Genomic DNA, 25,517 nt, shown 5'->3' with positions numbered 1-25,517 from the left:
GTTGGCCTGCTCACCCCTCAAACATTCCAAGCGTGGTGAAAAATGAAACTGACAAATCTGAAGAAAAGCCTGATTGCGAGCCTGGTGGCTACGGTGTTCGGCACGGTGTTGGGCTCGGCGGTTTACGCAGCAGACGCCAACAAACCGGGCGCCGGCGTGTCGATCACACCGATTTTCCCGAGCATCGCCGAAGAGCGCTTCCGGGGTGAGGTCGTGCTCGCCGGTCTCAAGGAACTGGGCTATGACGTCAAGCCGCCGAAAGAGGTCGACTATCCGGCGATGTTCCTCGCGCTCTCTTACGGCGATGCGGATTTCACCGTGCATGAATGGGAACACCTGCACCAAGCGTTTTACGAGAAGGCCGGCGGCGATGACGTAATGGTCAAGGTCGGGCAGATCATGAAAGGCGTGCTGCAGGGCTACATGATCGACAAAAAAACCGCCGAGGCCTACCAGATCAAGGATCTGTCTGACCTGAAGAAACCTGAAATCGCCAAACTGTTCGACAGCAACGGCGATGGCAAAGCCGACCTGACCGGCTGCAACCCGGGCTGGGGCTGCGAGATCATGATCGAGCACCACATGAAAGCCTACGGCCTGGGGCCGACCGTGGTCGATAACCGCGGCTCCTACTTCGCGCTGATGGCCGACACCATTGCGCGTTATCAGCAGGGCAAGCCGGTGCTGTTTTTCACCTGGGTGCCGCAGTGGATTGCCGGCGTGCTGGTGGAAGGGCGGGACGTGGTGTGGCTGCCGGTACCGTTCACTGCGCTGCCCGATGGCAAGGACAGCAAAGAGACTTTCCATGACGGTAAAAATCTCGGTTTCCCGGTGGACACCGTCAATGCCGTGATGAACAAGGAGTTCGCCGAGAAGAATCCGGTAGCACGCAAGTTTCTCTCCGAAGTCAGCATTCCCACCAGCGCTGAGAGTGCGCAAAACCTGCGCATGCAAAACGGTGAAAAATCGCTCGCCGACATCAAGCGTCACGCGGCCGAATGGATCAAGGCCAACCAGCAGGCCTACGACGGCTGGTTGAGCGATGCACGTGCGGCGGCAAAGTAATCGGTTCGACTGCACGTGGCGGCGGGTCAGCCGGTCGCCACTGTTCGCGCCGCGGGTAAGCGTTCAGGCGAGTGAGTGACGAAAGATGGAAACCTTTCAGAGTCCGTTGAAGCAACAGAACATCCGGTTTCGACAATCCACGTCGGTCCCGGGACGTGAACGCGTCGTTCGGGTGGCCTTTGTTCTGCTCGACCATTTTTCGTTGACAACCCTTTCCACGGCGATGGATGCGCTGGTCACGGGTAACCTGATCAATGGCGAGACGCTTTACCAAGTGGCGACCTGTTCGCTCAAGGGCGGGCTGGTCGAAAGCGATATCGGCGTGCCGGTGTCTTCGCAGAGACTGGTCGCGGAAGGCTTAACTCATGATGCGGTGATTGTGGTCGGCGGTCAGCGTGTCAGGCTTGCGTCTCAACCGCTGCTGCGCCGAGTGCTGAAAAAAACTGCCAGCAAAGGCATCGTTGCCGGATGCTGGAACGCCGCGTTCTATCTGGCCGATGCCGGCTTGCTGGACACTCATGAGTTTGCCTGTCACAGCGACAGTCGCGCTTTGATCAGCGAATATTTCCCGCAGTTGAAGGCGTCCGGTCTCGACTTCATCTGCGCTCAGCGCCGAGCCACTTGTGCCAGTGCTCATGCAGCGCTGGGTATGACCCTGGCGATCATGCAGGAACTGGGCTCGCGGAGCGATGCTGCCCTGGTCGATGAAATCAAACGGCTTCACCAGCCTGGACAGGGCGAGCCTGCGATAACTGCCGAGAGTGTTCGTCCGGCAGCGATTCCAAAGCCGCTGAACATCGCCCTCGACCTGATGGAAAACAACATTGAGGAGCCGATGGAAATCGATGAGATCGCCAGTCAGACCGGCGTGTCCCGCCGGCAGCTGGAAAGACGGTTTTCCCGCTACCTCAACGCAGCACCGAATCGGTACTACCTGGAGCTGCGGCTGACTCGGGCTCGACAACTTATTGTGCAAAGTGACCGGTCGCTGACAGATGTAGCGCTGGCCACCGGATTCATCAGTTATCCGCACTTCTATAAGCGTTTCAAGGATCTGTTCGGCTTATCGCCCATGACCTTCAGGGATTATTACTACGCCAGCGATTGTGCCAGCCGCGGACACGCCCTGGCTGCCAGTTCCTGAGTCGAGCGGTTAACCCTGACGATAGGGGAAAAGCCGGTTTTGCAAGTTTTCCAAACAACGCCACTGCGTGCGTTTGCTGTGTGCCGCGTGCGTTTTGCAACTTCAACGAATAACGGTTGAACATTATGAAAGTCAGTTCATTGCCTGCCGATGATGATAGTTGTGGCTGGTTTCATCTGAGCAAGCCGCGCAGTCCCCGGCCCGCGCACCGCGGCCACCGTTCGGCGCGCTGGGTGATTATCGGTGCCGGTTTCACCGGGCTGGCCTGCGCGCGGCAACTGGCGTTGAATTTCCCCGGCGACGAAGTGGTACTTGTGGAAGCTCAGGAAGTAGGGCTGGGGCCTTCAGGTCGCAACGCCGGTTTTGCGATTGATCTTCCCCATGATATTGGTGCGGATGATTACATCGGCGACATCACACTTGCCCGGACCAGTCTGAAACTCAATCTGGCCGGACAATCGATACTTCGCGGGCTGGTCGATCAATTCAATATCGACTGTCAGATGAAAGCGTGCGGTAAGTATCAGGCGGCGGTGGAAGATCGCGGTGTTGCGGTACTTGATGCCTATCGACGCGGCCTGGAAAAACTCGATCAGCCATTTCAAATGATCGATGCCGAGGAATTGCCCGAACATCTGGGCACGCGGTTTTACCGCCAGGCATTGTTCACTCCGGGTGCCGTATTGCTGCAGCCGTCCGGCCTGGTGAAAGGTTTGGCCGATCATTTACCGTCGAACGTCACGCTGTATGAACGTACGCCGATTCTCGAAGTGGAATATGGCGCCAAGACCCTTCTTAAACACGCCCACGGCAGCATCACCACCGACAAACTGATTCTGGCGAATAACTCGTTCGGCATGCGCTTCGGTTTCCTGCAGGGGCGCATGTTGCCGATCTACACCTACGCGAGCATCACTCGACCGCTGGCGGATGAAGAACAGGCGCGCCTGGGCGGCAAACCTTTCTGGGGCGCGATCCCGGCAGATCCGTTCGGCACTACCGTGCGCCGCACGCCGGATAACCGCTTGCTCATTCGCAACAGTTTCACCTTCAACCCCGATGGCCGTAGCAACCGCAAATACAACGAGCGTTTCGTTCGTCGGCACAAGGCCTCTTTTGATCAGCGCTTTCCGATGTTGCCGAACGTGACCTTCGACTACACCTGGGGTGGCGCGCTGGCCATGTCGCGCAATCACAACGGCTTCTTCGGTGAACTGGCGCCGAATGTCTATGGCGCGCTGGGCTGCAACGGGCTCGGGGTGACGCGCGGAACTGTCACCGGCAAGTTGCTGGCCGACTGGCTGGGAGGGCAGCGTGACGAACTGATCAATTTTCTGCTGCAAACCCCGGGGCCCAACAGCAACCCGCCAGAACCGTTCCTTTCGCTTGGGGTGAACATGAACCTCAAGTGGGGGCAGTTCCGCGCCGGGAGAGAGAGCTGAACCTCCTGTTGCCCGAGTATTTTTTACATTGAACCCCTGGAGAAAACACGATGAACTTTGATGGAATTTTTACCCCGGCCATTACCCCGTTATCCGCCGATGGCCAGCTCGACTATTCGGCCTTCTCCGACGTGATCGAGTACCTGATCGAGTCCAGGGTTCACGGCATCGTGATTGGCGGTTCGACCGGCGAGTACTATGCGCATACCGCTGAGGAACGCGTGGAAGTGGCCAAGCGGGCGAAAGAGGTGATTGGCGGGCGCTTGCCACTGGTGGTCGGCACCGGCGGCATCCGCACTGAAGACTCGGTGTACTTCGCCGAGAAGGCAAAGACACTTGAAGCTGACGCGATTCTGGTCGGCTCGCCGCCCTATGCCTTGCCTACTCAGAAGGAGATCGCCGCCCACGTGCTTGCTGTCGACAAGGCCGCCGGGCTGCCGATCATGCTGTACAACTATCCGTCGCGCATGGGCGTTGCGATGGGCGATGAATTTTTCCAAGCCATTGCCGGTTGCAAGAACATCGCTGCCATCAAGGAAAGCTCCGGCGAAATGAGCCGTCTGCATCGACTGGCTCACGCACATCCGCAGATCCAGATCTCCTGCGGCTGGGATGATCAGGCGCTGGAGTTTTTTGCCTGGGGAGCGCGCAGTTGGGTGTGCGCCGGTTCGAACTTCATCCCCCGTGAACACATTGCGCTTTACGAAGCCTGCGTGATCGAGAAGAACTTCGATAAGGGCCGTCGGATCATGTCGGCGATGTTGCCGCTGATGGATGTCCTTGAAAGTGGCAAGTTTGTCCAATCGATCAAACATGGCAGCGAACTCAGCGGTCTGCGTGCCGGTGGCGTTCGTGCGCCCCTGCAGCCGCTGGAACCTTGCGAAAAGGACGAACTGAAGAGCGTGATCAAAACCCTGCAGTCGAACGTCGCGCGCATCGTCGAGGAGGCTTGAAATGGCAGACTTGCTGAGTAAAGAGCAATACCGTGAGCTGGCGGCGACGCTTGAGTTTCGTCATCAAGCGTTTATCAATGGCAGGTTTAGCGCCGCAAAGTCGGGCCAGACCTTTACCACAACCAACCCCGCCACTGGACAGGTCCTGACCGAGATTGCCGCGTGCAATGCCGATGACGTCGATGAGGCCGTCGCGGCGGCTAAAGAGTCGTTCGAAGACGGCCGCTGGCACTCATTGGCGCCGTCAGCCCGTAAATCGGTACTGCTGCGTTTTGCCCGGTTGCTGGAGGACAACGCCCATGAACTGGCGGTGCTCGAAAGCCTGGACAGCGGCAAACCCATTCGCGAATGCCAGAACATCGACGTGCCGGAGACCATCCACACATTGCGGTGGCACGCCGAGCTGATCGACAAGATTTACGACGCGACGGCGCCCGTCGGATCCGGGGCCGTCACCATGGTTGTGCGCGAGCCGATTGGCGTCGTCGGGCTGGTGTTGCCATGGAACTTCCCGCTGCTGATGCTCGCCTGGAAAATCGGCCCTTCGCTGGCCGCAGGCTGTTCGATTGTGGTCAAACCGGCCAAGGAAACCACGCTGAGCACCTTGCGCGTGGCCGAACTGGCGCATCAGGCAGGTATTCCCGCCGGTGTCTTCAACGTCGTGCCTGGCGGCGGCAAAGAGGCGGGCGAACCGCTGGGGCGCCACCCCGACGTGGCGATGGTCAGCTTCACCGGTTCGACCGACACCGGGCGGCTGTTCCTCAAGTATTCCAGCGAATCCAACCTCAAGCGCATCGTGCTCGAATGTGGCGGCAAGAACCCCGCCGTCGTGATGAATGATGTCGAAGATATCGACCTGGTCGCCCAGCACGTGGTCAACGGTGCGTTCTGGAATATGGGCGAAAACTGCTCGGCCTCGTCCCGCTTGCTCGTTCATACCGACATCAAGGACGAGCTGTTACAGCGTGTGCAGGTGCATCTTGGCGACTGGAAAATGGGCGACCCACTGGACCCTGAAAACCGCTTGGGTTCGATGATCAGCAAAGCGCACTTCGACAAGGTACGGTCTTATCTTGACGTGGCCAGGGACGAAAACCTCAGCGTACTGGCGGGCGGCAATACGACTAACGATATTTTCGTCGAGCCCACCATTATCGATGGCGTGAGCCGCGACAGTCGCCTGTTCCAGGAAGAAATCTTCGGCCCGGTCTTGAGCGTCACCACTTTCCGGACGGTAGACGAAGCCATCGCTCTGGCCAATGACACTGCCTATGGTCTGGCGGCCTCTGCGTACACCGGCAACCTGCGCCATGCACTGAAACTCTCGCGTGGCATCCGCGCCGGGATTGTCACGGTTAATTGCTTCGGCGAGGGTGACGCTTCGACGCCGTTCGGCGGCTATAAAGAATCGGGATTTAGCGGCCGCGACAAATCGATCTGGGCGCACGACCAGTACACTGAAATAAAGACGATATGGATTGATGCATCCTGAGGCCAGAGCGTCGGGGAAGCTAAACCGCAACAAACGACAAAGCCCTGATAATCAGGGCTTTGTCGTACATAAGACGCTCAAATCTTCCAAGCGCAGGATTACATTCTTTCGCTCGCAGCCTCTGCTGAACGATAGCGTTCGGCCAAAAACGGACACTGAGCTCCGCGTATTTACCTGAGACCCGTCGCGCGAGTAGAATGCGAGTAATTATCAGTTATGTACTTTCCGGGATTCCGATGCGCAGCGATGAAACACTAGGTACTGCAGATCTAGGGCTGCTCTATCGCACCCATCACTCGTGGTTACACGGCTGGCTGGTCCGACGCATTGGCTGTCGCGATAACGCAGCTGATTTGGCGCAGGACACCTTCGTGCGTCTGCTCAAATCCCGCCAGTCCAGCCCCTTGCGCGAACCACGCGCCTATTTGAGCAGTATCGCCCGCGGACTGATGATCGATCAGTATCGTCGTCGCGAACTCGAACGTGCCTACCTGGAAAGCATCACGTTGCTGCCTCAACACGAGGTTCCCTCGGAAGAGAGCCGGCTGATGATTCTTGATGCGCTCGAGCGCATAGACCGCATGCTCGGTTCGCTTAAACCGAGAGTTCGCCAGGCGTTTTTATTGGCCCGACTCGACGGCCTGACGTGCGCGCAAATAGCCGAAAAGCTGGGTGTTTCCCGCGCGACGGTGGAGCGCGACCTCGCCACGGCCCTGCAACACTGCTATCGCGTGCGTTATGTCGAGTCGTGAGCCGCAGGCGCCGGATCCGGCGATTGTCGAGCAGGCGATCCAATGGCTGGTGCGCCTTCGCTTCAATCAAGCCGATGAACAAACACAGCGCACTTTTGAGCACTGGCTCCAGCAGCACCCGGAGCATGGGTTGGCGTGGCAGCGTGTGGAAACGCTTGGGGATGAACTCGCAGGCGTGCCAGCTCAACTGGCCCGACAAACCCTTAACGGCACCCATCAAGGAATGCGACGGCGGGAAAGCCTGAAGCTACTGGGCCTATTGGCGACTGTTGGCACGGCAGCCTGGCTCGGCCGGGACTACACACCCGTACCCGCCATGTTCGCGCAACAGCGCAGCAGCACCGGCGAGCAACGACGCTTCCAGCTCGATGATGGCAGCCTTGTCCAGCTCAATAGCGATAGCGCCGTCGACAGCGATTTCGACGCCCAGCGACGCCTGATCATCCTGCGACGTGGTGAAATCATCGTGAATGTCGGTGCGGATCAACACTCGCCTCAAGCGCGACCGTTCTGGGTGCAATCACGTGACGGGATCATACGCGCTCAGAGCTCCCGCTTTCTCGTCCGCGAGCGTGACGATGGCACGCTCGTCGCGGCTCAGCAAGGATCGGTCACGGTGTTCCCCGGCTCCAGCCAAACGCCTGCGAGCCGCAGCGTCCAGGCGGAAAATCAGCTGCTGTTCACATCAACTGGCGCCCGAATGTTCAGGGACAACGGCCTTGATCTATGGAGCTGGGGTGACGGGGTGATCAGTGCGCGCAATATGCGCCTCAGTGATTTCATCGCGGAGTTGTCGCGTTATCGTCCCGGGATACTGCGCTGCGCCGAAGAGGTCGCTGATCGTCGTGTTTCCGGCACCTTCCAGCTCGCCGACAACGATCAGGTCCTGGCACTGATCGCGCAGTCACTGCGCTTGCACATTGATTACCGAACCCGTTACTGGGTGAGCGTAACCGCTGCCACCTGAATCCATCAGAGCGTGTGCAATCTGAAAAATAATGAGGTGGTTTCTCATTCTCGTTCGACCTCTAAGGAAGGCCGGAATACAGGCCAGTTGCCGATGTCCTTTCTTGGAGCGAGAAAATGAGTTCGTCCCCTGTTTCACAGCGCCATCCGTTAAATCGTGCCTTGCACGGCGCGATTCTGGGCTTGATCGTGAGCAGCTACGCATTGCCATCGCTGGCGCAAACCTCAGGCGCTGACCACAGCAATCAAGTCAAGCAGTGGAACATCGCAGCCGGCCCACTGGCGCCGGCGCTTGACCGCTTTGCGCGCGAGGCGGGCATCAGTCTTTCCTTCGACGCATCGAGTGTAATGAACCGCACCACGGCCGGCGTGAATGGCACGCTCGATACGTCGGCAGCGCTGTCATCGTTGCTACAGGGAAGCGAATTGCAGGTCGAACTGCAAGGCCCGAATGCTTACCTGCTGGTCCCCCAAGCAAAGCCCGCCGGCCCGCTGGAGCTTGACGCAACGGCCGTCGAGGACTATCGCCTTGCTCCCCTCATCATCAATGCCAAGGTCAGGGTCAGCGCCGACGACGACGCCAACTCGGTGGTCGCCAAGGAGCTTTGGGTTGGCGGCAAAGTGGCAACCAGCATTCTCAATACACCGGCATCGGTATCAGTCGTTACCAACAAGGAAATGCAACAGCGCAGCGTCAGCACCACGGAAGAGGCGCTGCAATACACGCCGGGCGTGGTCAGTGACTTCTATGGCACGGATGACCGCAACGACTATTTCCAGATCCGCGGCTTCCAGGCCACCACCTACCGTGACGGCTTGACCCTGAGTTCGATGCGCGGCGTACGCGAAGATCCATTCGCTTATGAGCGCATCGAGATTCTGCGTGGCGCCAACTCCACACTGTTTGGCCCCGCGGACCCCGGCGGTTCGGTGAATTTCGTGACCAAACAGCCGCGCTTCGAGAAGTTTGGCCAAGGCTATGTGACCTACGGTTCGTTTGACCATGTCGAGACAGGCATCGATGTGGGGGATGCACTGAACGACGAGAAAACCCTGGCTGGGCGCTTTACTGCCAAAGGTCAAAACAGCGACCGCGAGTACGATCACTCACAGGACGACAATCAGTTGTTCATGGGCGGCCTGACCTGGGCACCGACGGATTACACGTCCGCCACCGTGATTCTGGACTATCTGAAAACTGAAAGTTCGCCCAACAGCGGCGGTTATCCGCTGGATAAAGAGTACGACCGCAGCAAGTTTTATGGCGAGCCCAGCTACAACTTCCACGATGTCGAGCGCACCAGCCTCAGCGGTAACGTCACCCATGATTTCGACAACGGCTTCGTACTGCGCAGCAATCTGCGTTACAGCAAGTTGACCGATGATTTTGGCTACGTTTATATCAGCGACAGCGCCGCACGTGTCGGTACTAGCGTTGACCGGTACCTGTTTGGAACAGACACTGAAGCCGACCAGTTCAACGGCAATCTGATGCTGCAATACGATGCCCGCTTCGAGAACATCGACAGCAGCAGCCTGGTGGGCGTGGAGTACCTCGATTCGACCACCAGGGAAAGCTCGGTCTACGCCCTGACGGCCCCGATCGACATTGCAAACCCCGTGTTTACGGGCGTTTCACGCTCAATCACGCCGTATGCGGTCAACAAGCGAGACGCGACCACCAAGGCCGTATTCCTTCAGCAGAACCTCTCGTTCTACGAGCGCTTCATCGTCACCGGGGGTGTGCGCAACGACTCGATGGACCTGACCAGCAAAGGTTTGCAATCCACTGAGAAAGACACCTTCTCCGAAACCTCCTACCGAGGTGCGTTGACCTATATCGTCAACGATGAGGTGTCCACCTATGTGAGCATGGTCGAATCCGTTTCGCCGCCGCAGGTTGGCGTAACACCGCAGACGGGCAGGCAGTACGAAGTGGGCGTGAAGTATGCGCCGATGGGGATGGACGCCCTGTTCTCCGCCTCCGTTTATGACCTGACTCAGGAAAACGTTACCATCGCCGTGGTGCTGCCGAGCGGCATCATTGAGCAACAGACAGTGGGCGAGTCGCGGGCGCGTGGCCTCGACCTGGAGGCCAAGGCGCAGGTGACGCAGAACCTCAGCCTGATCGGTGGCTATTCCTATATGGAGTCCGAGGTACTGCGCGGTTCGTTGTACGACGGCAGCTCCCTGAAGGGTAATGAGTTCTCCACGGCACCCAAGCATTCCGCTTCGCTCTGGAGTTATTACGACGTGCCCGGCACTGACGTCAGCGTTGGCCTGGGCGCGCGCTATGTCGGTTCTTATTACTTCGATGCAGCCAACTCCGGCAAAAGCGATGGCACCACGCTGTTCGACGCCGCCTTCAACTACAAGATCGCCAAGGGCACCGACCTTGCGGTGAACGTCAGCAACCTGCTGGATGAGCAGCACGTGGTCGGTTCCGGCACCGCGAACTTCTACAACCCGGGCCGCGAGATTACCGCCAAAGTGAGTTACAACTGGTAAGCAGGCGTCGAGGACTTTTTCCCATACAGGAAGCGGTGCCCGCTTTAGGGCGGGCACCGTTAACCTGGCCAGCAATCGGCGAGGTGAAAGCAAGGGCGATGGGTTTCATCGTTGCGCGCGCTTTCGGCCATAAGCTGCCATTCGCTGACCCCGAACAAGTCACCATACATCTTAAAGATGCAGAACCGGGGCCCCCCCTGCGCCGTGCCTTGGCGCTTCGACCTTGACTCGCATCCCAATCAACAGCGCTGCGAGCAGCATCAGGATGCCAGCGGCGACAAATACGCCGGCGATGCCACTGACACTGAACATAGCGCCCCCGGCAGCAGCACCCGCAGCGATCGCAGACTGCACCGAGGCCACTACCATTCCTCCCGCACTTTCCGCCTGATCCGGCACCGACCGGGCTACCCAGTTTGACCACGCCACTGGTACACCGCCGAAAGCCATGCCCCAGAGTGCCAACAACAACGCCTGACACGGCACAGAAGCAGGCAGCAACACCAGGGCTAATGCTGCAACACCGACCAGCGCAGGCATCATTACCATCGTCCCGCGCGGGCTGCGTTCAAGTAGCCAGCCAGCCAGCAGCGTGCCGACGAAATTAGCCGCGCCGAAACCCAGCAGCATCAACGCCAACCCTTCTGCCCCTACGCCGGTTGTGCTTTCCAGAAACGGCCGGATGTAGGTGAACAACGCGAAGTGCCCTGTGTGCACCAGCACGCAACCCAGCATGCCCACGGCAATGCCCGGACGCAGCAGCACTTCAAGCACCGTTCTCAACCGCGCCGTCCTGCGCGGTGCCAAAGGCGGCAGCGTGAAAAGCTGAAAAACCAGCGTCACTACCCCGACGGCGGCGGCGGCCACAAAAGCACTGCGCCAGCCATACAGCCCGCCCAAATAGCTGCCGAGCGGCACCGCCACCACAGTGCCCACTGCAATACCGCTGAAAATAATCGACAGGGCTCGTGGCAGCAGCGCCGCCGGCACCAGGCGCATCGCCACTGCCGCCGCCATGCTCCAGAAGCCGCCCAGTGCGATGCCCAGCAAAATCCGCATGATCAACAGCACCATCAGGCTGGAGGAGAATGCCACCAGCAAGTTAGAGGCAATCATCAGCGTGGAAAAACACAGCAATACCACTCGCCGGTCGATCCCTCGCGTCAAGCCTGGCACCAGTAGTCCGGAGAACAGGGCCACTATCGCCGTCACTGTCACCGCCTGCCCCGCCAAGGCCTCCGACACCCCCAATTCAACGGCCATCGGCGTCAGCAAGCTGGCCGGAAGGTACTCCGCCGTCAACAATCCAAACACGCCCATCGCCAGCGAGAATACCGCCATCCAGGCCGGCATCGCTGGCTCGACATCAGTCTCATTGCCAAAGCGCGCATCAGCTACAACGTCACACACCCCATTACTCATCATTAAATACCTCTGGAAATTATCTCAACCAGAAGTCTATGGACGCAGACCAGGATGTTCTATGATGCAAAGTCTTTAGTTTTTGACCGAAACCCCGAAATGACACCTCTAAATCAGTTCGCCTTATCGTCCGATCTCATCAGCGAACTATTACGCGGTATGCGCCTGCGGGGCGTCGAGTACCATCGCATCCAGGCCGGACCCTCCTTCGGGCTGGGTTTTGCTGCCAAACCGGGACACGCTTACTTCCACTTCCTCGCCGTCGGCACAGCCGTCCTGCGTGCGCAGAACGGCTCTTTGTACGAGTTGTCGGCCGGCAACGCCGTGTTCATCGCCCAGGGTGAAGCCCATCAGCTTCTCTCAAGCCAGGACGTACCCGCCCATGACATCGGCAGCTTCGACGCGGCCCCACTCAGCGAGGCGGTCTGCGCGGTGGATGCTTCTCCTGGTGCCGAAGTCAGCCCCAGCACCCTTATCTTTAGCGGCTGCATGGAGTTCGAACTCGGAAGCATGCAAGGCCTCGGCGGGTTGATGCCAGATCTGATGCTGATTGATGCCAGGGGGCAGCGTTACCCTGGGCTTATGCCAATTCTCGCGACCATGGAGCACGAAGTTCGCTCCGCACGCATCGGCTTCGCAGGCATCCTCGCTCGTCTCGCCGACGTAGTGGCAGCGATGATCGTCCGTGGCTGGGTTGAATGCGCCTGCGGCAACGCCTCTGGCCTGGTGGCCGCGTTACGAGACCCCAGGCTGGCCCGCGCGCTCCTGGCCTTGCATCGGGAGCCGGCGCGTGACTGGACGGTAGCGGGACTGGCTGCGCAATGTAACACCTCTCGCTCGGTCTTCGCGGAACGCTTCCAGGCCACTATCGGCATCCCCCCGCTGCGCTATGTGACTGAACTGCGGATGCGCCTCGCCAATCAATGGCTAAGTCTCGAGCGACTGCCTATTGAGGCCGTGGCGCAGCGCCTGGGCTACACCTCTCAGGCAGCCTTCAGCCGCGCCTTCAAGCGCATCACCGGACAGCCACCCGGCGCCAGCCGGCAAATGGCTCGTTCTATGGCACCCTGAAGAACGAAGACGTGGAGTGTGCATTGACACTTGTATCGATCTGGTAATCCCCGATGTGTAGAAAAGGGGACTAGAAAAGGGGAGTGATTTATTTTCTGAGAAATGAATCTGAGAAATAAATCAGTCCCCTTTTGTTTCCCTTTTGTTTTAGAGCGGCAACAAATCCTGTGCCCTTTAACGCTGATTCATCGCTCTAGATACCCCACCGTTGCTCACCGGTTCAGGAACTTGATGACAGCACTGGCGAACAGTTCTGGCTGATCAAGCATGATGAAGTGAAAACTGCCGTCAATGCGCCTGAAGCTGATGTTTGGGGTCGAGGCATAGGCGTTATGGAACATTGCATCAATGTGGGATGCCTCTACGCCGTAAAGCAGGTCGTAGGCATAGACGACCTCGACAGGCACCTTGATGCGTTCAAGCTCAGGCCGGAGGTCGGTGACCATCAGTTCATACATGGCATTGGCCATCGTCTTTCGGTCCGAGTTCATCCCCGCTGCGACCAGGCCTGGTCTGACCGCTTCAGTTTTAGCGAGACGGGCGATGGCCGCCTGCTGCATGGCGTGCGCCTGCTCAGGCGTTGCCGCCAACATTGCATCGCGCATCGCAGCAGCATGCGGGGTCGCCGTTTCACTGGTCGCGGAGGGGTAGAAGAGCAACGTATAGAAGGGCATCGCATCGACAATCATCAGGCGTCCCACTTGATCGGGATGACGCGCACCCAGCATCAGTGCCACCTCACCACCCAACGAATGACCGATGACCACCGGCGCCTCGATGCGCTGGCTGCGGATGTATTCAGCGATCGCCTCGACCGTCGGCGCGACGACTTTCCCGTCTGGATTGGATACGGCAGGCGAGCCGGCAAAGCCAGCTACCTGCACGAGATGGAGACGGTGGCTGTGCCGTAATCCGGAGGCCAAATCAGCCCAGACTTCGTAGGACGACGCAAATCCGGGAATTAAGATGATGTCTGTTCCCGAGCCTTGTACCAGCACTGAGATACCACCCTGGTTGACAGTGACTGGCGGCAGGGCTGCAGGCTGGGCTGGCGACGCAGACAACAGCGCCAAAGTGGTGCCAATCCCGGCAAGAGTCACGCCTGCACGCATGGCGTTCCCCTTTTCGCGCAATGCGACGTGACATTTACAGTGTCACGGTCGCCGATTTCACCGACGGGCAGGCCGCTTAGCGGGTTCATAGCCATTCCTTTGACCGAAAAAGTATTGCCACTATACGGCGCACAAAGGCATCAGGAAACTCTCCCCGCCGGCAATCCTTGGCGTCCGCTTCGGGTCGAAAGCTGCCCATTTTTGAAAGCCAGCGCCTATCGAATGTGGGAGCGGGCTTGCTCGCGAAGGCGGTGCGTCAGGCGAGACAATTATCGACTGACACGCCGCTTTCGCGAGCAAGCCCGCTCCCACAGGTAGATCTGTGGCAGTTTCAGAAATCAGCGTTTTCCGGAGTTAATGCAACCAATGCGCTTTGCCTGGACTGATTTGATCAGCGCCAACGTAACGGTGTCAGCAGGGCAGGGTGGCGGGAATGGCTGAGAAGATGCGGAAGCGATCTACGTGAAGGGAGCCGGTTTTCCTGAATGCCAGAAACGACAAAGCCCTGAATAATCAGGGCTTTGTCGTACATAAGATGGCGGAGGCGATGGGATTCGAACTCATGGACCTGTTACAGTCGACGGTTTTCAAGACCGTTGCCTTAAACCACTCGGCCACACCTCCGTTTGCGTTGCGGGCGCCATAATACCTGAATGAAACACACTGTCAAACTCTCTGCATGGCTTGTTACAGAGCGTCTGTTATGATCTTTGCATCTGAACGTTTCCAACCAACAGGAGTGTCGCCATGCGCGAACAGGATTACGCAGTTAATAACAGCGTGCAGGCTGAGCAGCTAGAGGTTAGCCGCGTCCTGCGCAACACTTACGGCCTGCTGGCTCTGACCCTCGCATTCAGCGGCGTGATGGCTTTTGTGGCGCAGCAGATGCGTGTCGGCTACCCGAATATCTTCGTGGTGCTGATCGGCTTCTACGGGCTGTTCTTCCTCACCAACAAACTCCGTGACTCCGCGTGGGGCCTGGTGTCGGCGTTTGCGCTGACCGGATTCATGGGCTTCCTGCTCGGTCCGATCCTCAACCGTTACCTGGGCATGCAGGGCGGCGCCGAAGTGGTCAGCTCGGCGTTCGCCATGACCGCACTGGTATTCGGTGGTCTGTCGGCCTACGTGCTGATCTCCCGCAAGGACATGAGCTTCCTCAGCGGCTTCATCACCGCCGGGTTCTTCGTGTTGCTGGGCGCGGTCGTCGCAAGCTTCTTCTTCCAGATCAGCGGCCTGCAACTGGCGATCAGCGCCGGCTTCGTGCTGTTCTCGTCGGTCTGCATTCTGTTCCAGACCAGCGCGATCATTCACGGTGGCGAACGCAACTACATCATGGCGACCGTCAGCCTGTATGTATCGATCTACAACCTGTTCGTCAGCCTGCTGCAACTGTTTGGCATCATGAGCCGCGACGACTGATCGCAGCCACGCAACAACGGAAAAACCCGCTTCGGCGGGTTTTTTCTTGTCCGCAAGAAAGTGCCCCGGCTACGCCATCGGCGGCAAGCGACGTTTGACCGGCGTTTTCTTGACGATCGCGGTGTTGGTTTCCGCCAGGGTATTGAGGCGGTCGAGGAGGGTGTCGAGCTGTTCCATCGAACGCACATGCAGGCGCGCGATGAAGCAATCTTCGCCGGTGACCTTGTCGCATTCGGTAAATTCGGGGATCGACAGGATCTGCCGTTCGACCTCCTGCAACTGCCCCGGCAGTGGCCGCACGCGGACGATTGCCTGCAATTGATAGCCGAAGCACTTTGGATCGACCTCCACCGTATAGCCCTTTAACACGCCGCGTTCTTCCAGACGGCGCAAGCGTTCTGCAACGCTGGGCGAAGACAAACCGCTTATCTGCGCCAGCGCCTTGAGCGAGCGCCGCGAGTCTTCCATCAGGGCGCTGATCAGGATCTGGTCAATGTCATCGGTCATGAGCAACTCCGGCATTAGGCGTTTGGTGAAAAACACCCGCGATAAAAAAGGTGAAGCGCAAGTTTAGCCTTGTTTATGCGCTGGAGAAGCCCGGCGCGCGCCGGGCATACTTTTGCCATGCTTTCGCCACAGACTCAGGAGATAAAAGATGGACAAGACAATCCGTCGCGGTTCGCTGGAAATGACCGCTGCCATGCTGATATCCGGGACGATCGGCTGGTTTGTGCTGGTCTCCGGGCAACCGGTGCTGGACGTGGTGTTTTGGCGTTGCGTGTTCGGCGCCGGCACGTTGTTGCTGATTTGCGCGGCGTTCGGCTTTCTGCGCCCGGGCATTCTGACCCGTACCACGTTTCTGCTGGCGGTGCTCAGCGGCATGGCGATTGTCGGCAACTGGGTGTTGTTGTTTGCCTCGTACTCCAAAGCCTCTATCGCGATCGGCACGGCGGTCTACAACGTACAGCCGTTTATGCTGGTAGGGCTGGCGGCGCTGTTTCTGGGGGAAAAAATCACTTTGCAGAAGCTGTTCTGGCTGGTGATTTCGTTCATGGGCATGCTGGCGATTGTCAGCGCTCACGGTACTCAAGGTGAGAGCGGCAACGATTATCTGACGGGTATCGCCCTGGCATTGGGCGCGGCGCTCCTCTATGCGATTGCGGCGCTGATCATCAAGCGCCTGACGGGCACGCCGCCTCATCTGATTGCACTGATTCAAGTATGCACCGGGGTGCTGTTGCTGGCGCCGTTTGCGCATTTCAGCGCATTGCCGCAAGCGCCGAGTGCCTGGGCCAGTCTGATCACGCTGGGGATCGTGCACACCGGCCTGATGTATGTCTTGCTCTACGGCGCGATTCAGAAATTGCCGACCGCGTTGACCGGCGCGCTGTCATTCATCTACCCGATTGCCGCGATCTTTGTTGACTGGTTCGCTTTCGGTCATCGCCTCGAAACCCTGCAATGGCTCGGCGTCGCCGCGATTCTGCTGGCCGCGGCGGGTATGCAACAGGGCTGGGGCCTGAAGACGCGGCGCCTGGCTGCGCAATGACGGTCAGATGTTCCAGCGCGGAGCGGTCACGGCCAGGCGCTGGCGCAGTTCGCTGACATTGGCTGCCAATTGGCGGGTCAGTAACCGGTAACCGTCCAGCGTGTTGTCAACCGGTGCATCCAAATGGACCTGCGGCAGTTCCACAGGCCGATCCAGACGCTGGGTCGCGCCGCTTTTCAAGGCGCGGGCCATGCCGATCAGTTGCACGCGAATCTGCCGATGCTCGGCCTTCAACGCGGTTTGCAAATGGGCCATGGCGTGCGCATCGCTGGCGTTCGGGCGGATGTTGCCGAGGATCTCCAGGGTGCTGATGCACATGCGCAGGTTGCGCTGGATCGCATCGAGTTCGGTCATGGAAATTTTCACTTCCTTGGACACTGACGGCATCAGCGAGCGCAGTTGCACCATCACCGCGCCGAGGCGGCTCATCAGCTTCACGTGCTCGTCGGCACTGACCGGTTGGCCGCTGATGATGCGCCCGTACACCGTGGCGCAGTCGCGCAAGGCATCAGCGAGGTTGTAGCGCCACGAGTACACCGCATACAGCGGCAAGGCAAACGAGAAGGCGAGGGCGAGGGCGATGCCGATCAGGATATCGACGCCGCGCCACAAACCATCGGTGATCGGGTTGTCACCGTGTCCGGCCACGATAAACACGGTAATGGCTGAAAGCAGCGCGGTGTAGCCGCCCTTGCCGATGGCGTGATAGGAAAAGAACCCGCAGACCACAGCCATCGAGAAATAGGTCAGCCAGGGCATGCCGAGCCACGCGTGCTGGGCTACCAGAGCCAACCCGACTCCGGCACCGATCAACGTGCCGATGGCTCGCTCGGCGGCTTTTTTGCCGATATTTCCGTGATGCTGCAAGCCGCCGATCACCACCAGCATCGTCACCGAAGCCCATTCGCCGTGGGGCAGGTTGATGCCGGTGGTCAACAGAATCGTCGCCAGCAACCCCAGCGCTACCCGCACCGCATGAATCAGACGGGCGTGGCGATAACGCCGAAACGGATCGAGCAACGGCCGCAAGACGCGGCGTAAAAACGGTGGCAGTCGATGGGTGCGGAAAGTGCTCAGTGCGAACCTCGCTTTTCAAACCTGCAATCAATGGAAAGGGAAAATGTAATTCATCCATGCCGACATGCGCAGCAGGATTTTGCGCATCGCGCCGATGTGGTGAAAGTGCTGGCTGTACAGCGCCGCCTGCCCGTAAGCGCCTCCCGGCATGAGTTGGCTGTATTGGGCGAAGTTGGGGTCGGTGATTTCGATGATCACCGGCACCCGCCCGGCCGGCGGGGAACCGGTATAACCGATCAGCGTGCCGGAAGGCTGCACCTGGCCTTCGGCGATCACCCCAATGACATTTTTTACTCGACCGGCGAAGACCTTGCCGGGAATGCCATCGAACGCGACCTCGGCTTCATCGCCGACGGTCAGGCGCAACAGGCTGTTCTGGCGCATCCACGCAGCGAAATACTGGCCTTCCTGCGGAATAAACACCATCGAGGGGCGCAACGGCAGCTTGCTCGCCATCATGCCCGGGCGCAGCGACACATGGGTCACGAAGCCCTTGCTCGGCGCGCGCACCACGGTGTTGTCCAGTTCGAACTGGGCGTTGGCCAACTGCGCCTGGAGGTCGTCGGTGCGAGCGATCGCCGCGTCCAGTTCACGTTGCGTGCCGAAGTTGCGGCGAATCAGTTCGGTGATGCGATAACGATCGCCTTTGGCCGCGATCAATTGTGCCTTGAGCGATTTCACCCGGTTTTCGAAAGGCGTCGGGTCGATGCGAAACAGCACATCACCTTTTTCCAGGGGTTCGTTGCCTTGTACCGGCACCTCGATGACCTGGCCGCTGATAATCGGAATCACCGGCACCGAGACGAAATACGAGCGCGCCACCTCAGAGTACGGGTGGTTGTAGTTCATCGTAAAAATCAGCGCGCCGACCAGCACAATGCCACCGAGCACCGCCGTGGGCACGGTCCATTTGTTCAGCGGAATGCGAAAAATCTTGAACAGTGCGACACAGAAAGCGGCATAGGTCAGGACAAGGAGAAGATCCATGGTTCAGATCCCCTCGCCGTGTGGACGGGCGGGCGGTTCAGTTCCGGGAGAGCGGGTTTCCAGTTGCTCCAGCCGGGTTTGCAGTTGCAGCACTTGCTGTTCCAGGCGCAGCACATGACTTTGAACCGACTTGCCGTCGCCAAAGCCCCAGCCGCGATCTTCCCGATAGGCCATCGCCCAGATCCACAGGAACGGCCAGAGCGCATGCAAGGTGAACAGACTGACCCAGCCGGTGGCATGGATCGCATCCTGGTGCGGATGCTTGCGGTGAACGGCGATCTCGTACGGAATGTCATGCAATACGATGATCCCGTAAAACAGCACGAGACCGACGAACACCAACAAACCCAACGCGAAGTAGTCGAGCATCATCGCCTCCCGGCATCCAGCAGTGCTGGCCTCAGTGTAGACACTGGTTTTACCGGGAGCGGGGTGTTTCAGGCGGGAATTTTCAATCCTGCCGGTTTGCCGGTCAGAAGATGTAGTCGGTGGTCAGGAAGCTCGAATCGCGCCCGCGAATGATCTCGCTGATCAGGTCCTTGTTGCTCTCCTGGAATTTTGTCGCCACCAGCGTACGGATTGAAAATACGCGCAACGCATCGTGCACCGAGAGCGTACCTTCGGCGGAGTTCTTGCGGCCGTTGAACGGGTAGGTGTCGGGGCCGCGCTGGCACTGCGCGTTGAGGTTGATTCGTCCGACCTGATTGGCAAAGGTGTCGACCAGACGGCCGACGGCCACCGGGTTGGTGCCAAAGATACTCAGCTGTTGACCGAAGTCCGACTCCAGCACGTAATCAATCACGGTATCGAGGTGACGGTACGGCACGATCGGCACCACCGGGCCGAACTGCTCTTCCTGGTAGACACGCATCTGCGGCGTGACCGGATAGAGCACTGCCGGGTAGAAGAACGAAGCCCGGGATGCGCCACCATTCGGGTTGACCACCTGCGCGCCCTTGCTTTGCGCGTCGGCGACCAGTGCGTGCAGGTAATCGACCTTGCCCGATTCCGGCAGCGGCGTCAGCGACACACCGCTGTCCCATGGCATGCCCGGTTTCAGCGTGGCCAGGCGGGCGTTGAATTTTTCGATGAAGCGATCGACCACGTCTTCATGAACAAAGAGAATTTTCAGCGCGGTGCAGCGCTGGCCGTTGAACGACAACGAGCCGGTCACCGCTTCGCTGACCGCGTTATCCAGATCGACCTCCGGCAGCACGATGCCAGGGTTCTTCGCGTCCAGACCCAGGGCGGCGCGCAAACGGTGCGGTTTTGGGTGAAGTTTTTTCAGGTCGCTGGCGGCCTTGTTGGTGCCAATGAAGGCGAAGATGTCGATCTTGCCGCTGGCCATCAGTGCGCTGACGGTCTCGCGGCCGCTGCCGTAGATTACGTTGATCACGCCGGTGGGGAAGCTGTCGCGGAACGCTTCGAGCAGCGGGCGAATCAGCAAAACGCCGAGCTTGGCCGGTTTGAACACCACGGTGTTGCCCATGATCAGCGCCGGGATCAGCGTGGTGAACGTCTCGTTCAGCGGATAGTTGTAAGGGCCCATGCACAGGGCGACGCCGAGCGGCACGCGGCGGATCTGGCCGAGGGTGTCCTGTTCCAGTTCGAAACGGCTGGAGCGGCGGTCGAGTTCTTTCAGGGCATTAATGGTGTCGACGATGTAATCGCAGGTGCGGTCGAACTCTTTTTCCGAGTCCTTGAGATTTTTGCCGATCTCCCACATCAGCAGCTTTACCACCGCTTCGCGCTGTTCGCGCATACGGGCGAGGAAGGCTTCGACATGCTGGATGCGCTCGGCGACGCGCATGGTTGGCCACAAGCCCTGGCCTCGGTCATAGGCGCGGACGGCGGCGTCGAGGGCAGTCAGGGCGGTGTCGGCATCGAGCAGCGGCGTGCTGCCGAGAATCACTTGTTCGTCGCCGTTGGCGCCTTGCAAATACACCGGGCTGCGCACTTGCGCGAGCGGGCCGTCCCAGCGGCGCAACTCACCATCGACAAGGTATTCGCGTTGCTCGAGCTGCGCATCGAGGCGGTATTTTTCCGGGATGTCGCTGACTGAAGGGAACAGGTTGCCAAGGATGTTTGCTGTGGTCATGTCGCTACCCCGTGTTGATTTGCGCATGTAGATCAAAAGTCTCTACAGGTTATACGCCTGAATGCCTGCGGATTTAACCCCGCAAATGTCATGTGAATGTCACGCAGAGGTGCAGAACAGAAGGGCAGGTGCAACGCCGATCCCCTGTAGGAGTGAGCCTGCTCGCGATAGCGTCAGGTCAGCCAACTCCTTTTTGACGGACACACCGCCATCGCGAGCAGGCTCACTCCCACAGGGTTTTTGCGTGGCGTGTAATGAAGCTTTTATGACAAAAGTTCGGTAGCACATAGCCAGTCCGGTCATGCCTGTGTAACGCGCTTGAGGGGCCCAACGGGGCGCTTTTCACAAGCCGAGGCGGGACGCCGGGAGTGAGGCAGTGGGGACTATGGAACGCTACTCGAAAGTGGGCATGCAGGAGCTTGATCAACGCCTGTCGAAGATCGTCGAAGCCGCGCGCAAGAAGCCGGTTTCGGTGTATCGCTACGGCGCGCCGTGGGTCTGGATCGTCTCGCAGGATGACTGGCAAGGCGCCTTGAAGGAAGTGTCGAGCTACATTCCGCCGGGGCATTCGCTGGTCTTGTTGCGCCCGCAGATCGACGACCTGCTCGACGCCCACCGCGACCTGCTGCACGACCTCAATGCCGAACCCGGCATGCTCATTCCCGCGCAAACGGTCATGCACATCCTGCTCCTGCAACTGCTGTATTCGGTGCCCAGTGAACAACAACTCTATGAGCAACTGAACTACAACCTGCTGTTTCGCTGGTTCGTCGGCCTGGGCCTGAACCAGAAAGTCTGGAGCTTCAACGCCCTCAGTCGCGACATCGCCACGCTGCTCAACGAGCCGCGGGCGGTGCTGCTCATTCAGAAAATCATCGGCGAAGTGTTCTGTGGTGCCTTGCTGCAAATGCCCGAGTTCTCCTTGAACTTCGCGCTCTTGCACACCTGGCTGGGCAAGCACGCCTGCGCGACAACGATCAGCAATTGACGCAACACACCGGGGCGACAAACGCCAACAGGTCATCGCGAATTTCAGGGGGTAGTGTGGAACGGATTTTCACGTCACGGCTGGCGCTGTGGGGCTGGTTGCTGGTGGCGGCGGGCGCGCAGCCGGCGTTGGCCGAGGAGGGCGCAGAAGCGCCGGCCGCTCCGCGTCTGGTCGACGTCAACGAATACTTCGTGCGCGGCAACACCGTGCTCGATGCGCGGGCCATCGAGGAAGCGGTGTACCCGTTCCTCGGCCCGCAAAAAGCCCTGAGCGACATTGAAGGCGCGCGCGACGCGTTGCAGAAGGCCTATCAGGAACGCGGCTATCAGTCGGTGTTCGTCGAGTTGCCCGAACAGGCTGTGGCCGATGGCATCGTCTACCTGCAAGTCAGCGAAACCAAGGTCGGCCGCGTGCGTGTGGTCGGCGCCAAACACTATTCGCCACTGGACATTCGCGACAACGTGCCGGCGCTGAAGGAGGGCGAGGTGCCGGACTTCGCCAAGGTTCAGGGCGAACTGGCGCAGCTCAACAAAACCCCCGGCCGCCAAGTCATGCCGCTGGTGCGCGAAGGTCAGCGCCCCGGCACCATGGATGTCGACCTTCAGGTTGAAGACCAGAACCCGTGGACCGCCAGCGTCGGCCTCAATAACGACTACAGCGCCGACACCGAAAAGCTGCGCACGGTCACCAGCCTCGGTTACAACAACCTCTGGCAACTGGGGCACAGCGTCAACCTGACGTTCTTCACCGCGCCGCAGGAAACCGACAACGCCAAGGTCTGGTCCGGTTCTTATACCGCGCCGTTGAGCGAGCGCTGGAGTGTGCAGTTCTCCGGTTATCAGTCCGACAGCAACGTCGCCACCATCGGCGGCAGCAACGTCCTCGGCAAGGGTCACAGCTACGGCGTCGCAGCGATCTACACGCTGCCCGCAAGCGGCAACTGGTCGAACTCGCTGTCGGCCGGCATCGACTTCAAGGACTTCGACGAGCGCCTGAGCCTGTCCGGCGAAAGCGACAAGGTGCCGCTGCAATACGCACCGTTCACCTTCGCCTACAACGGCTATCGCTACAGTGAAAAGAGCCAGCTCGGCCTTGGCCTGAGCCTGGTCGCAGCCACGCGCAGCGTCTTCGGCTACGGCAGCGACGACGAAGATTTCGACTACAAACGCTACCGCGCCAAGCCGAGTTTCGCCGTGCTCAAGGGCGACACGAATTACACCTGGACCTTCGACAACGACTGGCAGAGCGCGAGCAAAGCCGCGTTTCAACTGGCCTCCGGTCCACTGGTTTCCAACGAACAATTCTCCGCCGGCGGCGCCACGTCGGTGCGCGGCTATCTGGCCGCCGAACGCACGGCGGACGACGGCTATCTGCTCAGCCAGGAACTGCGCACGCCGTCGCTGGCGAAGTACGCCGGCACCTGGATGCAGGACTGGCGCTTCTACGCCTTCGCCGAGGGCGCGCAACTGTACCTGCGCGACGAACTGCCGGATCAGGACGCCAATTACGCCCTCGCCAGCGTTGGCCTCGGCACCCGCGCCAGCCTCAGCAAATGGCTGTCCGGCAGCCTCGACTGGGGCTATCCGCTACTCGAAGGGCCGAACACCTCGAAACAGGAATCGCGCCTGCACTTCAACCTTCAAGCCACTTTCTAACGGAGCACGTCCATGCAACGCCTCTTCCTTTCGTTGTTGATCTGCCTGGGCTTCGTGCTCCCGGCCACGGCCCAGGCCTGGTGGCAGGACGACTGGCATTACCGCAAACAGATCGCCGTCGACACCACGCCGCAAGGCGCGGCGATAAATCAAGCTCTGGGCCGAACCGCGCTGCTGGTGCGCCTGCACACCGGCAATTTCACCTTTGACGGCGTGAAAGAGGACGGCGCGGATCTGCGCTTTGTTGCCGCCGATGACAAAACCGTACTCAACCACCAGATCGAAAGTTTCGATGCGCTGATGGGCATGGCGCTGATCTGGGTCGATGTGCCGAACGTCGAGGGCGGTCAGCGTCAGGACATCTGGATGTACTACGGCAACCAGAAGGCGCCGGCCACCGGCAACGGCCAACTGACCTTCGATCCGAATTACACCGCGCTCTATCACTTCGACGGCGCCACCGGTACGCCGGCCAAAGACACCACCGCCTACGGCAACACCGCACAAAGCGCGACCGGCGCGGCAATTGACGGCGTAGTAGGGCGCGCATTGCAGCTCAGTGGTCGGCCATTGCTCCTGCCGGCCAGTCCCTCGCTGCAACACAACACCGATAGTGCGTTTACGTTCAGTGCCTGGTTGCGTCTGGATCAGGCCAATGGCGAACAATTGATTCTCGCTCGTCGCGAGGGCACGCAAAGTCTGCTGATCGGTGTCAACCAGGGCGTGCCGTTCGTGGAGATCGACGGCCAGCGCGCCGCTGCCACGCAAGCGCTGACTCCGGCGCAATGGCAACACGTCGCCCTGACCGCTCAAGGCTCGAAGGTGACGCTGTACCTCAACGGTCGCGAGAGCGCAGTGTTGGCCCAAGCAATGCCGGCATTCAACTCGGTCATGGCCATCGGCGCCGATCTGCACGAAGGTGCGTTCCAGCCATTCGTGGGCGCCATCGACGAGCTGCGCCTGTCCAAAGTCGCCCGCCCAGCCGCGCTGTTACTGGCCGATGCGACCTCGCAAGGCGCCGAGTCGAAACTGGTGGCTTACGGTGTCGATGAAGAACAGTCCGGTTTTGGTTTCGGCAGCCTCGGCTTCCTGCTCAACGCCGTTCCAATCGACGCCTGGGTGATCATCGCCGTGCTGGTGCTGATGATGTTCCAGTCGTGGGTCATCATGCTGCGCAAGAACCGTACGCTCGGCCGCGTCACCGCCGCCAATGAAGATTTCCGCGTGCAATTCGCCAAGGTCGGCACGCGCCTGGAGATGTTCGCCGACGACGCGCAACTCGCCCAGCGCTTGCAGTATTCGCCGCTGTGGCGCCTGTATCTGGTGGCGGTGAAAGAGATCCGCACCCGCCGCGAGCAGGGCGCCGACACCTCATCGGTTTCCGGGGCCACCATCGAAGCGATCCGCTGTTCCATGGACGGCGTGCGCACCCGCGAAAACCAGCAACTGAGTTCGAAACTCTCGACCCTGTCCAACGCCATCGCTGGCGGCCCATACATCGGCCTGCTCGGCACGGTGCTGGGGATCATGGTGGTGTTCCTCGGCACGGCGATGGCCGGCGACGTCAACATCAACGCCATTGCGCCGGGCATGGCGGCTGCGCTGCTCGCGACGGCGATGGGTCTGTTCGTCGCGATCCCCGCGCTGTTTGGTTACAACCGCCTGATCACCCGCAACAAGGAAGTCAGTGCCGACATGCGCATCTTCGTCGACGAGTTCATCACTCGCCTGGCGGAGTTGCACGGCGAGAGCCAGCTCAGTGAGTCGGCGCATGCGCGCGGCCATCACGCCAACCACTCTGTACCGGCCTGAGGAGC

At 59.7% G+C, this 25,517-nt stretch carries 21 protein-coding genes and 1 tRNA gene; 14 read left to right on the top strand and 8 right to left on the bottom strand.

Translation table 11 applies throughout. The features are described 5' to 3' along the window. Positions 1–42 precede the first annotated feature (42 nt). The 8 genes from proX to HU739_RS05230 all read left to right on the top strand — a co-directional run bounded on the left by proX (position 43) and on the right by HU739_RS05230 (position 10,322). A complete protein-coding gene (gene proX, locus HU739_RS05265; RefSeq protein WP_186551365.1) occupies positions 43–1,065 on the top strand; it encodes a glycine betaine/L-proline ABC transporter substrate-binding protein ProX in 1,023 nt (340 codons plus the stop codon). A gap of 85 nt (positions 1,066–1,150) precedes the next feature. Continuing rightward, on the top strand, positions 1,151–2,209 hold the full coding sequence (locus HU739_RS05260) for a GlxA family transcriptional regulator (protein WP_186551366.1): 1,059 nt from the start codon (positions 1,151–1,153) through the stop codon (positions 2,207–2,209). A gap of 122 nt (positions 2,210–2,331) precedes the next feature. Continuing rightward, positions 2,332–3,651, top strand: a complete 1,320-nt coding sequence (locus tag HU739_RS05255; RefSeq protein ID WP_186551389.1) for an NAD(P)/FAD-dependent oxidoreductase — start codon at positions 2,332–2,334, stop codon at positions 3,649–3,651. Positions 3,652–3,701: 50 nt separating this feature from the next. Then, positions 3,702–4,604, top strand: coding sequence for a dihydrodipicolinate synthase family protein (locus HU739_RS05250; RefSeq protein ID WP_186551367.1), 903 nt, complete (start codon positions 3,702–3,704; stop codon positions 4,602–4,604). Position 4,605: 1 nt separating this feature from the next. Then, positions 4,606–6,096 (top strand): aldehyde dehydrogenase, encoded by a 1,491-nt coding sequence (locus tag HU739_RS05245; RefSeq protein ID WP_186551368.1) that lies wholly within the window; start codon positions 4,606–4,608, stop codon positions 6,094–6,096. Between the two features lie 236 nt (positions 6,097–6,332). After that, on the top strand, positions 6,333–6,848 hold the full coding sequence (locus HU739_RS05240) for a sigma-70 family RNA polymerase sigma factor (RefSeq protein WP_186551390.1): 516 nt from the start codon (positions 6,333–6,335) through the stop codon (positions 6,846–6,848). Further along, complete coding sequence (locus HU739_RS05235) at positions 6,835–7,815, top strand: FecR domain-containing protein (RefSeq protein WP_186551369.1); 981 nt, start codon at positions 6,835–6,837, stop codon at positions 7,813–7,815. The genes HU739_RS05240 and HU739_RS05235 overlap by 14 nt, the downstream gene beginning before the upstream one ends. Before the next feature lie 116 nt (positions 7,816–7,931). Further along, positions 7,932–10,322 carry a TonB-dependent siderophore receptor gene (locus HU739_RS05230; protein WP_186551370.1) on the top strand — a complete coding sequence of 797 codons (2,391 nt, stop codon included), beginning with the start codon at positions 7,932–7,934 and terminating at the stop codon, positions 10,320–10,322. Between the two features lie 171 nt (positions 10,323–10,493). On the opposite strand, the gene HU739_RS05225 is transcribed toward HU739_RS05230, so the two are convergent. Beyond that, entirely contained in the window at positions 10,494–11,744 is a 1,251-nt protein-coding gene (locus HU739_RS05225; protein ID WP_186551391.1) for an MFS transporter, read from the bottom strand. 99 nt (positions 11,745–11,843) lie between these two features. Here HU739_RS05225 and HU739_RS05220 point away from each other — a divergent pair, with 99 nt between their 5' ends. Then, positions 11,844–12,815 carry an AraC family transcriptional regulator gene (locus HU739_RS05220; protein ID WP_186551392.1) on the top strand — a complete coding sequence of 324 codons (972 nt, stop codon included), beginning with the start codon at positions 11,844–11,846 and terminating at the stop codon, positions 12,813–12,815. A gap of 212 nt (positions 12,816–13,027) precedes the next feature. Here HU739_RS05220 and HU739_RS05215 read toward each other — a convergent pair whose 3' ends face one another. After that, positions 13,028–13,927, bottom strand: a complete 900-nt coding sequence (locus HU739_RS05215; protein ID WP_186551371.1) for an alpha/beta fold hydrolase — start codon at positions 13,925–13,927, stop codon at positions 13,028–13,030. A 536-nt stretch (positions 13,928–14,463) separates the two neighbouring features. Beyond that, positions 14,464–14,551, bottom strand: a tRNA-Ser gene (locus tag HU739_RS05210). A 123-nt stretch (positions 14,552–14,674) separates the two neighbouring features. Between HU739_RS05210 and HU739_RS05205 the strand changes: the two genes are divergently transcribed. Next, complete coding sequence (locus tag HU739_RS05205) at positions 14,675–15,346, top strand: Bax inhibitor-1/YccA family protein (RefSeq protein ID WP_186551372.1); 672 nt, start codon at positions 14,675–14,677, stop codon at positions 15,344–15,346. 69 nt (positions 15,347–15,415) lie between these two features. Here the strand turns inward: HU739_RS05205 and HU739_RS05200 are convergent, their stop codons facing one another. Next, positions 15,416–15,853: an Lrp/AsnC family transcriptional regulator gene (locus tag HU739_RS05200; protein WP_186551373.1), complete on the bottom strand. Its 438-nt coding sequence runs from the start codon at positions 15,851–15,853 to the stop codon at positions 15,416–15,418. Positions 15,854–16,001: 148 nt separating this feature from the next. Here HU739_RS05200 and HU739_RS05195 point away from each other — a divergent pair, with 148 nt between their 5' ends. Then, a complete protein-coding gene (locus HU739_RS05195) occupies positions 16,002–16,895 on the top strand; it encodes a DMT family transporter (protein WP_186551374.1) in 894 nt (297 codons plus the stop codon). Positions 16,896–16,898: 3 nt separating this feature from the next. Here HU739_RS05195 and HU739_RS05190 read toward each other — a convergent pair whose 3' ends face one another. The 4 genes from HU739_RS05190 to HU739_RS05175 all read right to left on the bottom strand — a co-directional run bounded on the left by HU739_RS05190 (position 16,899) and on the right by HU739_RS05175 (position 21,057). Then, positions 16,899–17,915, bottom strand: coding sequence for an FUSC family protein (locus tag HU739_RS05190; RefSeq protein WP_225922810.1), 1,017 nt, complete (start codon positions 17,913–17,915; stop codon positions 16,899–16,901). A gap of 84 nt (positions 17,916–17,999) precedes the next feature. Then, positions 18,000–18,959: an HlyD family secretion protein gene (locus HU739_RS05185; protein ID WP_186551375.1), complete on the bottom strand. Its 960-nt coding sequence runs from the start codon at positions 18,957–18,959 to the stop codon at positions 18,000–18,002. 3 nt (positions 18,960–18,962) lie between these two features. Further along, the gene (locus tag HU739_RS05180; RefSeq protein WP_186551376.1) at positions 18,963–19,328 is read right to left on the bottom strand and encodes a DUF3302 domain-containing protein; all 366 of its coding nucleotides are present in this window, start codon (positions 19,326–19,328) and stop codon (positions 18,963–18,965) included. A gap of 103 nt (positions 19,329–19,431) precedes the next feature. Continuing rightward, positions 19,432–21,057 (bottom strand): NADP-dependent glyceraldehyde-3-phosphate dehydrogenase, encoded by a 1,626-nt coding sequence (locus tag HU739_RS05175; RefSeq protein WP_186551377.1) that lies wholly within the window; start codon positions 21,055–21,057, stop codon positions 19,432–19,434. Between the two features lie 376 nt (positions 21,058–21,433). Between HU739_RS05175 and HU739_RS26980 the strand changes: the two genes are divergently transcribed. From HU739_RS26980 to HU739_RS05160, 3 genes are read left to right on the top strand one after another with little or no spacing between them, the layout of a single operon-like run. Continuing rightward, positions 21,434–22,045: a transposase gene (locus tag HU739_RS26980; protein ID WP_186551378.1), complete on the top strand. Its 612-nt coding sequence runs from the start codon at positions 21,434–21,436 to the stop codon at positions 22,043–22,045. 56 nt (positions 22,046–22,101) lie between these two features. Then, positions 22,102–23,700, top strand: a complete 1,599-nt coding sequence (locus tag HU739_RS05165) for a ShlB/FhaC/HecB family hemolysin secretion/activation protein (RefSeq protein WP_186551379.1) — start codon at positions 22,102–22,104, stop codon at positions 23,698–23,700. A 12-nt stretch (positions 23,701–23,712) separates the two neighbouring features. After that, positions 23,713–25,512 carry a DUF2341 domain-containing protein gene (locus HU739_RS05160; protein WP_186551380.1) on the top strand — a complete coding sequence of 600 codons (1,800 nt, stop codon included), beginning with the start codon at positions 23,713–23,715 and terminating at the stop codon, positions 25,510–25,512. The last annotated feature ends 5 nt before the right edge of the window (positions 25,513–25,517 follow it).

It is taken from the genome of Pseudomonas hamedanensis, assembly GCF_014268595.2.
In the GTDB taxonomy this organism is placed as follows: domain Bacteria; phylum Pseudomonadota; class Gammaproteobacteria; order Pseudomonadales; family Pseudomonadaceae; genus Aquipseudomonas; species Aquipseudomonas hamedanensis.
Note: the sequence above shows the minus strand (reverse complement) of the source record. Positions and strands in the feature narration are given on the sequence as shown.

Bases quoted from the DNA above. Each gene is read 5' to 3' on its own strand.
- proX (WP_186551365.1), top strand. From the start codon at position 43: ATGAAACTGACAAATCTGAAGAAAAGCCTGATTGCGAGCCTGGTGGCT.
- HU739_RS05260 (WP_186551366.1), top strand. From the start codon at position 1,151: ATGGAAACCTTTCAGAGTCCGTTGAAGCAACAGAACATCCGGTTTCGA.
- HU739_RS05250 (WP_186551367.1), top strand. From the start codon at position 3,702: ATGAACTTTGATGGAATTTTTACCCCGGCCATTACCCCGTTATCCGCC.
- HU739_RS05245 (WP_186551368.1), top strand. From the start codon at position 4,606: ATGGCAGACTTGCTGAGTAAAGAGCAATACCGTGAGCTGGCGGCGACG.
- HU739_RS05240 (WP_186551390.1), top strand. From the start codon at position 6,333: ATGCGCAGCGATGAAACACTAGGTACTGCAGATCTAGGGCTGCTCTAT.
- HU739_RS05235 (WP_186551369.1), top strand. From the start codon at position 6,835: ATGTCGAGTCGTGAGCCGCAGGCGCCGGATCCGGCGATTGTCGAGCAG.
- HU739_RS05230 (WP_186551370.1), top strand. From the start codon at position 7,932: ATGAGTTCGTCCCCTGTTTCACAGCGCCATCCGTTAAATCGTGCCTTG.
- HU739_RS05225 (WP_186551391.1), bottom strand. From the start codon at position 11,744: ATGAGTAATGGGGTGTGTGACGTTGTAGCTGATGCGCGCTTTGGCAAT.
- HU739_RS05220 (WP_186551392.1), top strand. From the start codon at position 11,844: ATGACACCTCTAAATCAGTTCGCCTTATCGTCCGATCTCATCAGCGAA.
- HU739_RS05215 (WP_186551371.1), bottom strand. From the start codon at position 13,927: ATGCGTGCAGGCGTGACTCTTGCCGGGATTGGCACCACTTTGGCGCTG.
- HU739_RS05205 (WP_186551372.1), top strand. From the start codon at position 14,675: ATGCGCGAACAGGATTACGCAGTTAATAACAGCGTGCAGGCTGAGCAG.
- HU739_RS05200 (WP_186551373.1), bottom strand. From the start codon at position 15,853: ATGACCGATGACATTGACCAGATCCTGATCAGCGCCCTGATGGAAGAC.
- HU739_RS05195 (WP_186551374.1), top strand. From the start codon at position 16,002: ATGGACAAGACAATCCGTCGCGGTTCGCTGGAAATGACCGCTGCCATG.
- HU739_RS05185 (WP_186551375.1), bottom strand. From the start codon at position 18,959: ATGGATCTTCTCCTTGTCCTGACCTATGCCGCTTTCTGTGTCGCACTG.
- HU739_RS05180 (WP_186551376.1), bottom strand. From the start codon at position 19,328: ATGCTCGACTACTTCGCGTTGGGTTTGTTGGTGTTCGTCGGTCTCGTG.
- HU739_RS05175 (WP_186551377.1), bottom strand. From the start codon at position 21,057: ATGACCACAGCAAACATCCTTGGCAACCTGTTCCCTTCAGTCAGCGAC.
- HU739_RS05160 (WP_186551380.1), top strand. From the start codon at position 23,713: ATGCAACGCCTCTTCCTTTCGTTGTTGATCTGCCTGGGCTTCGTGCTC.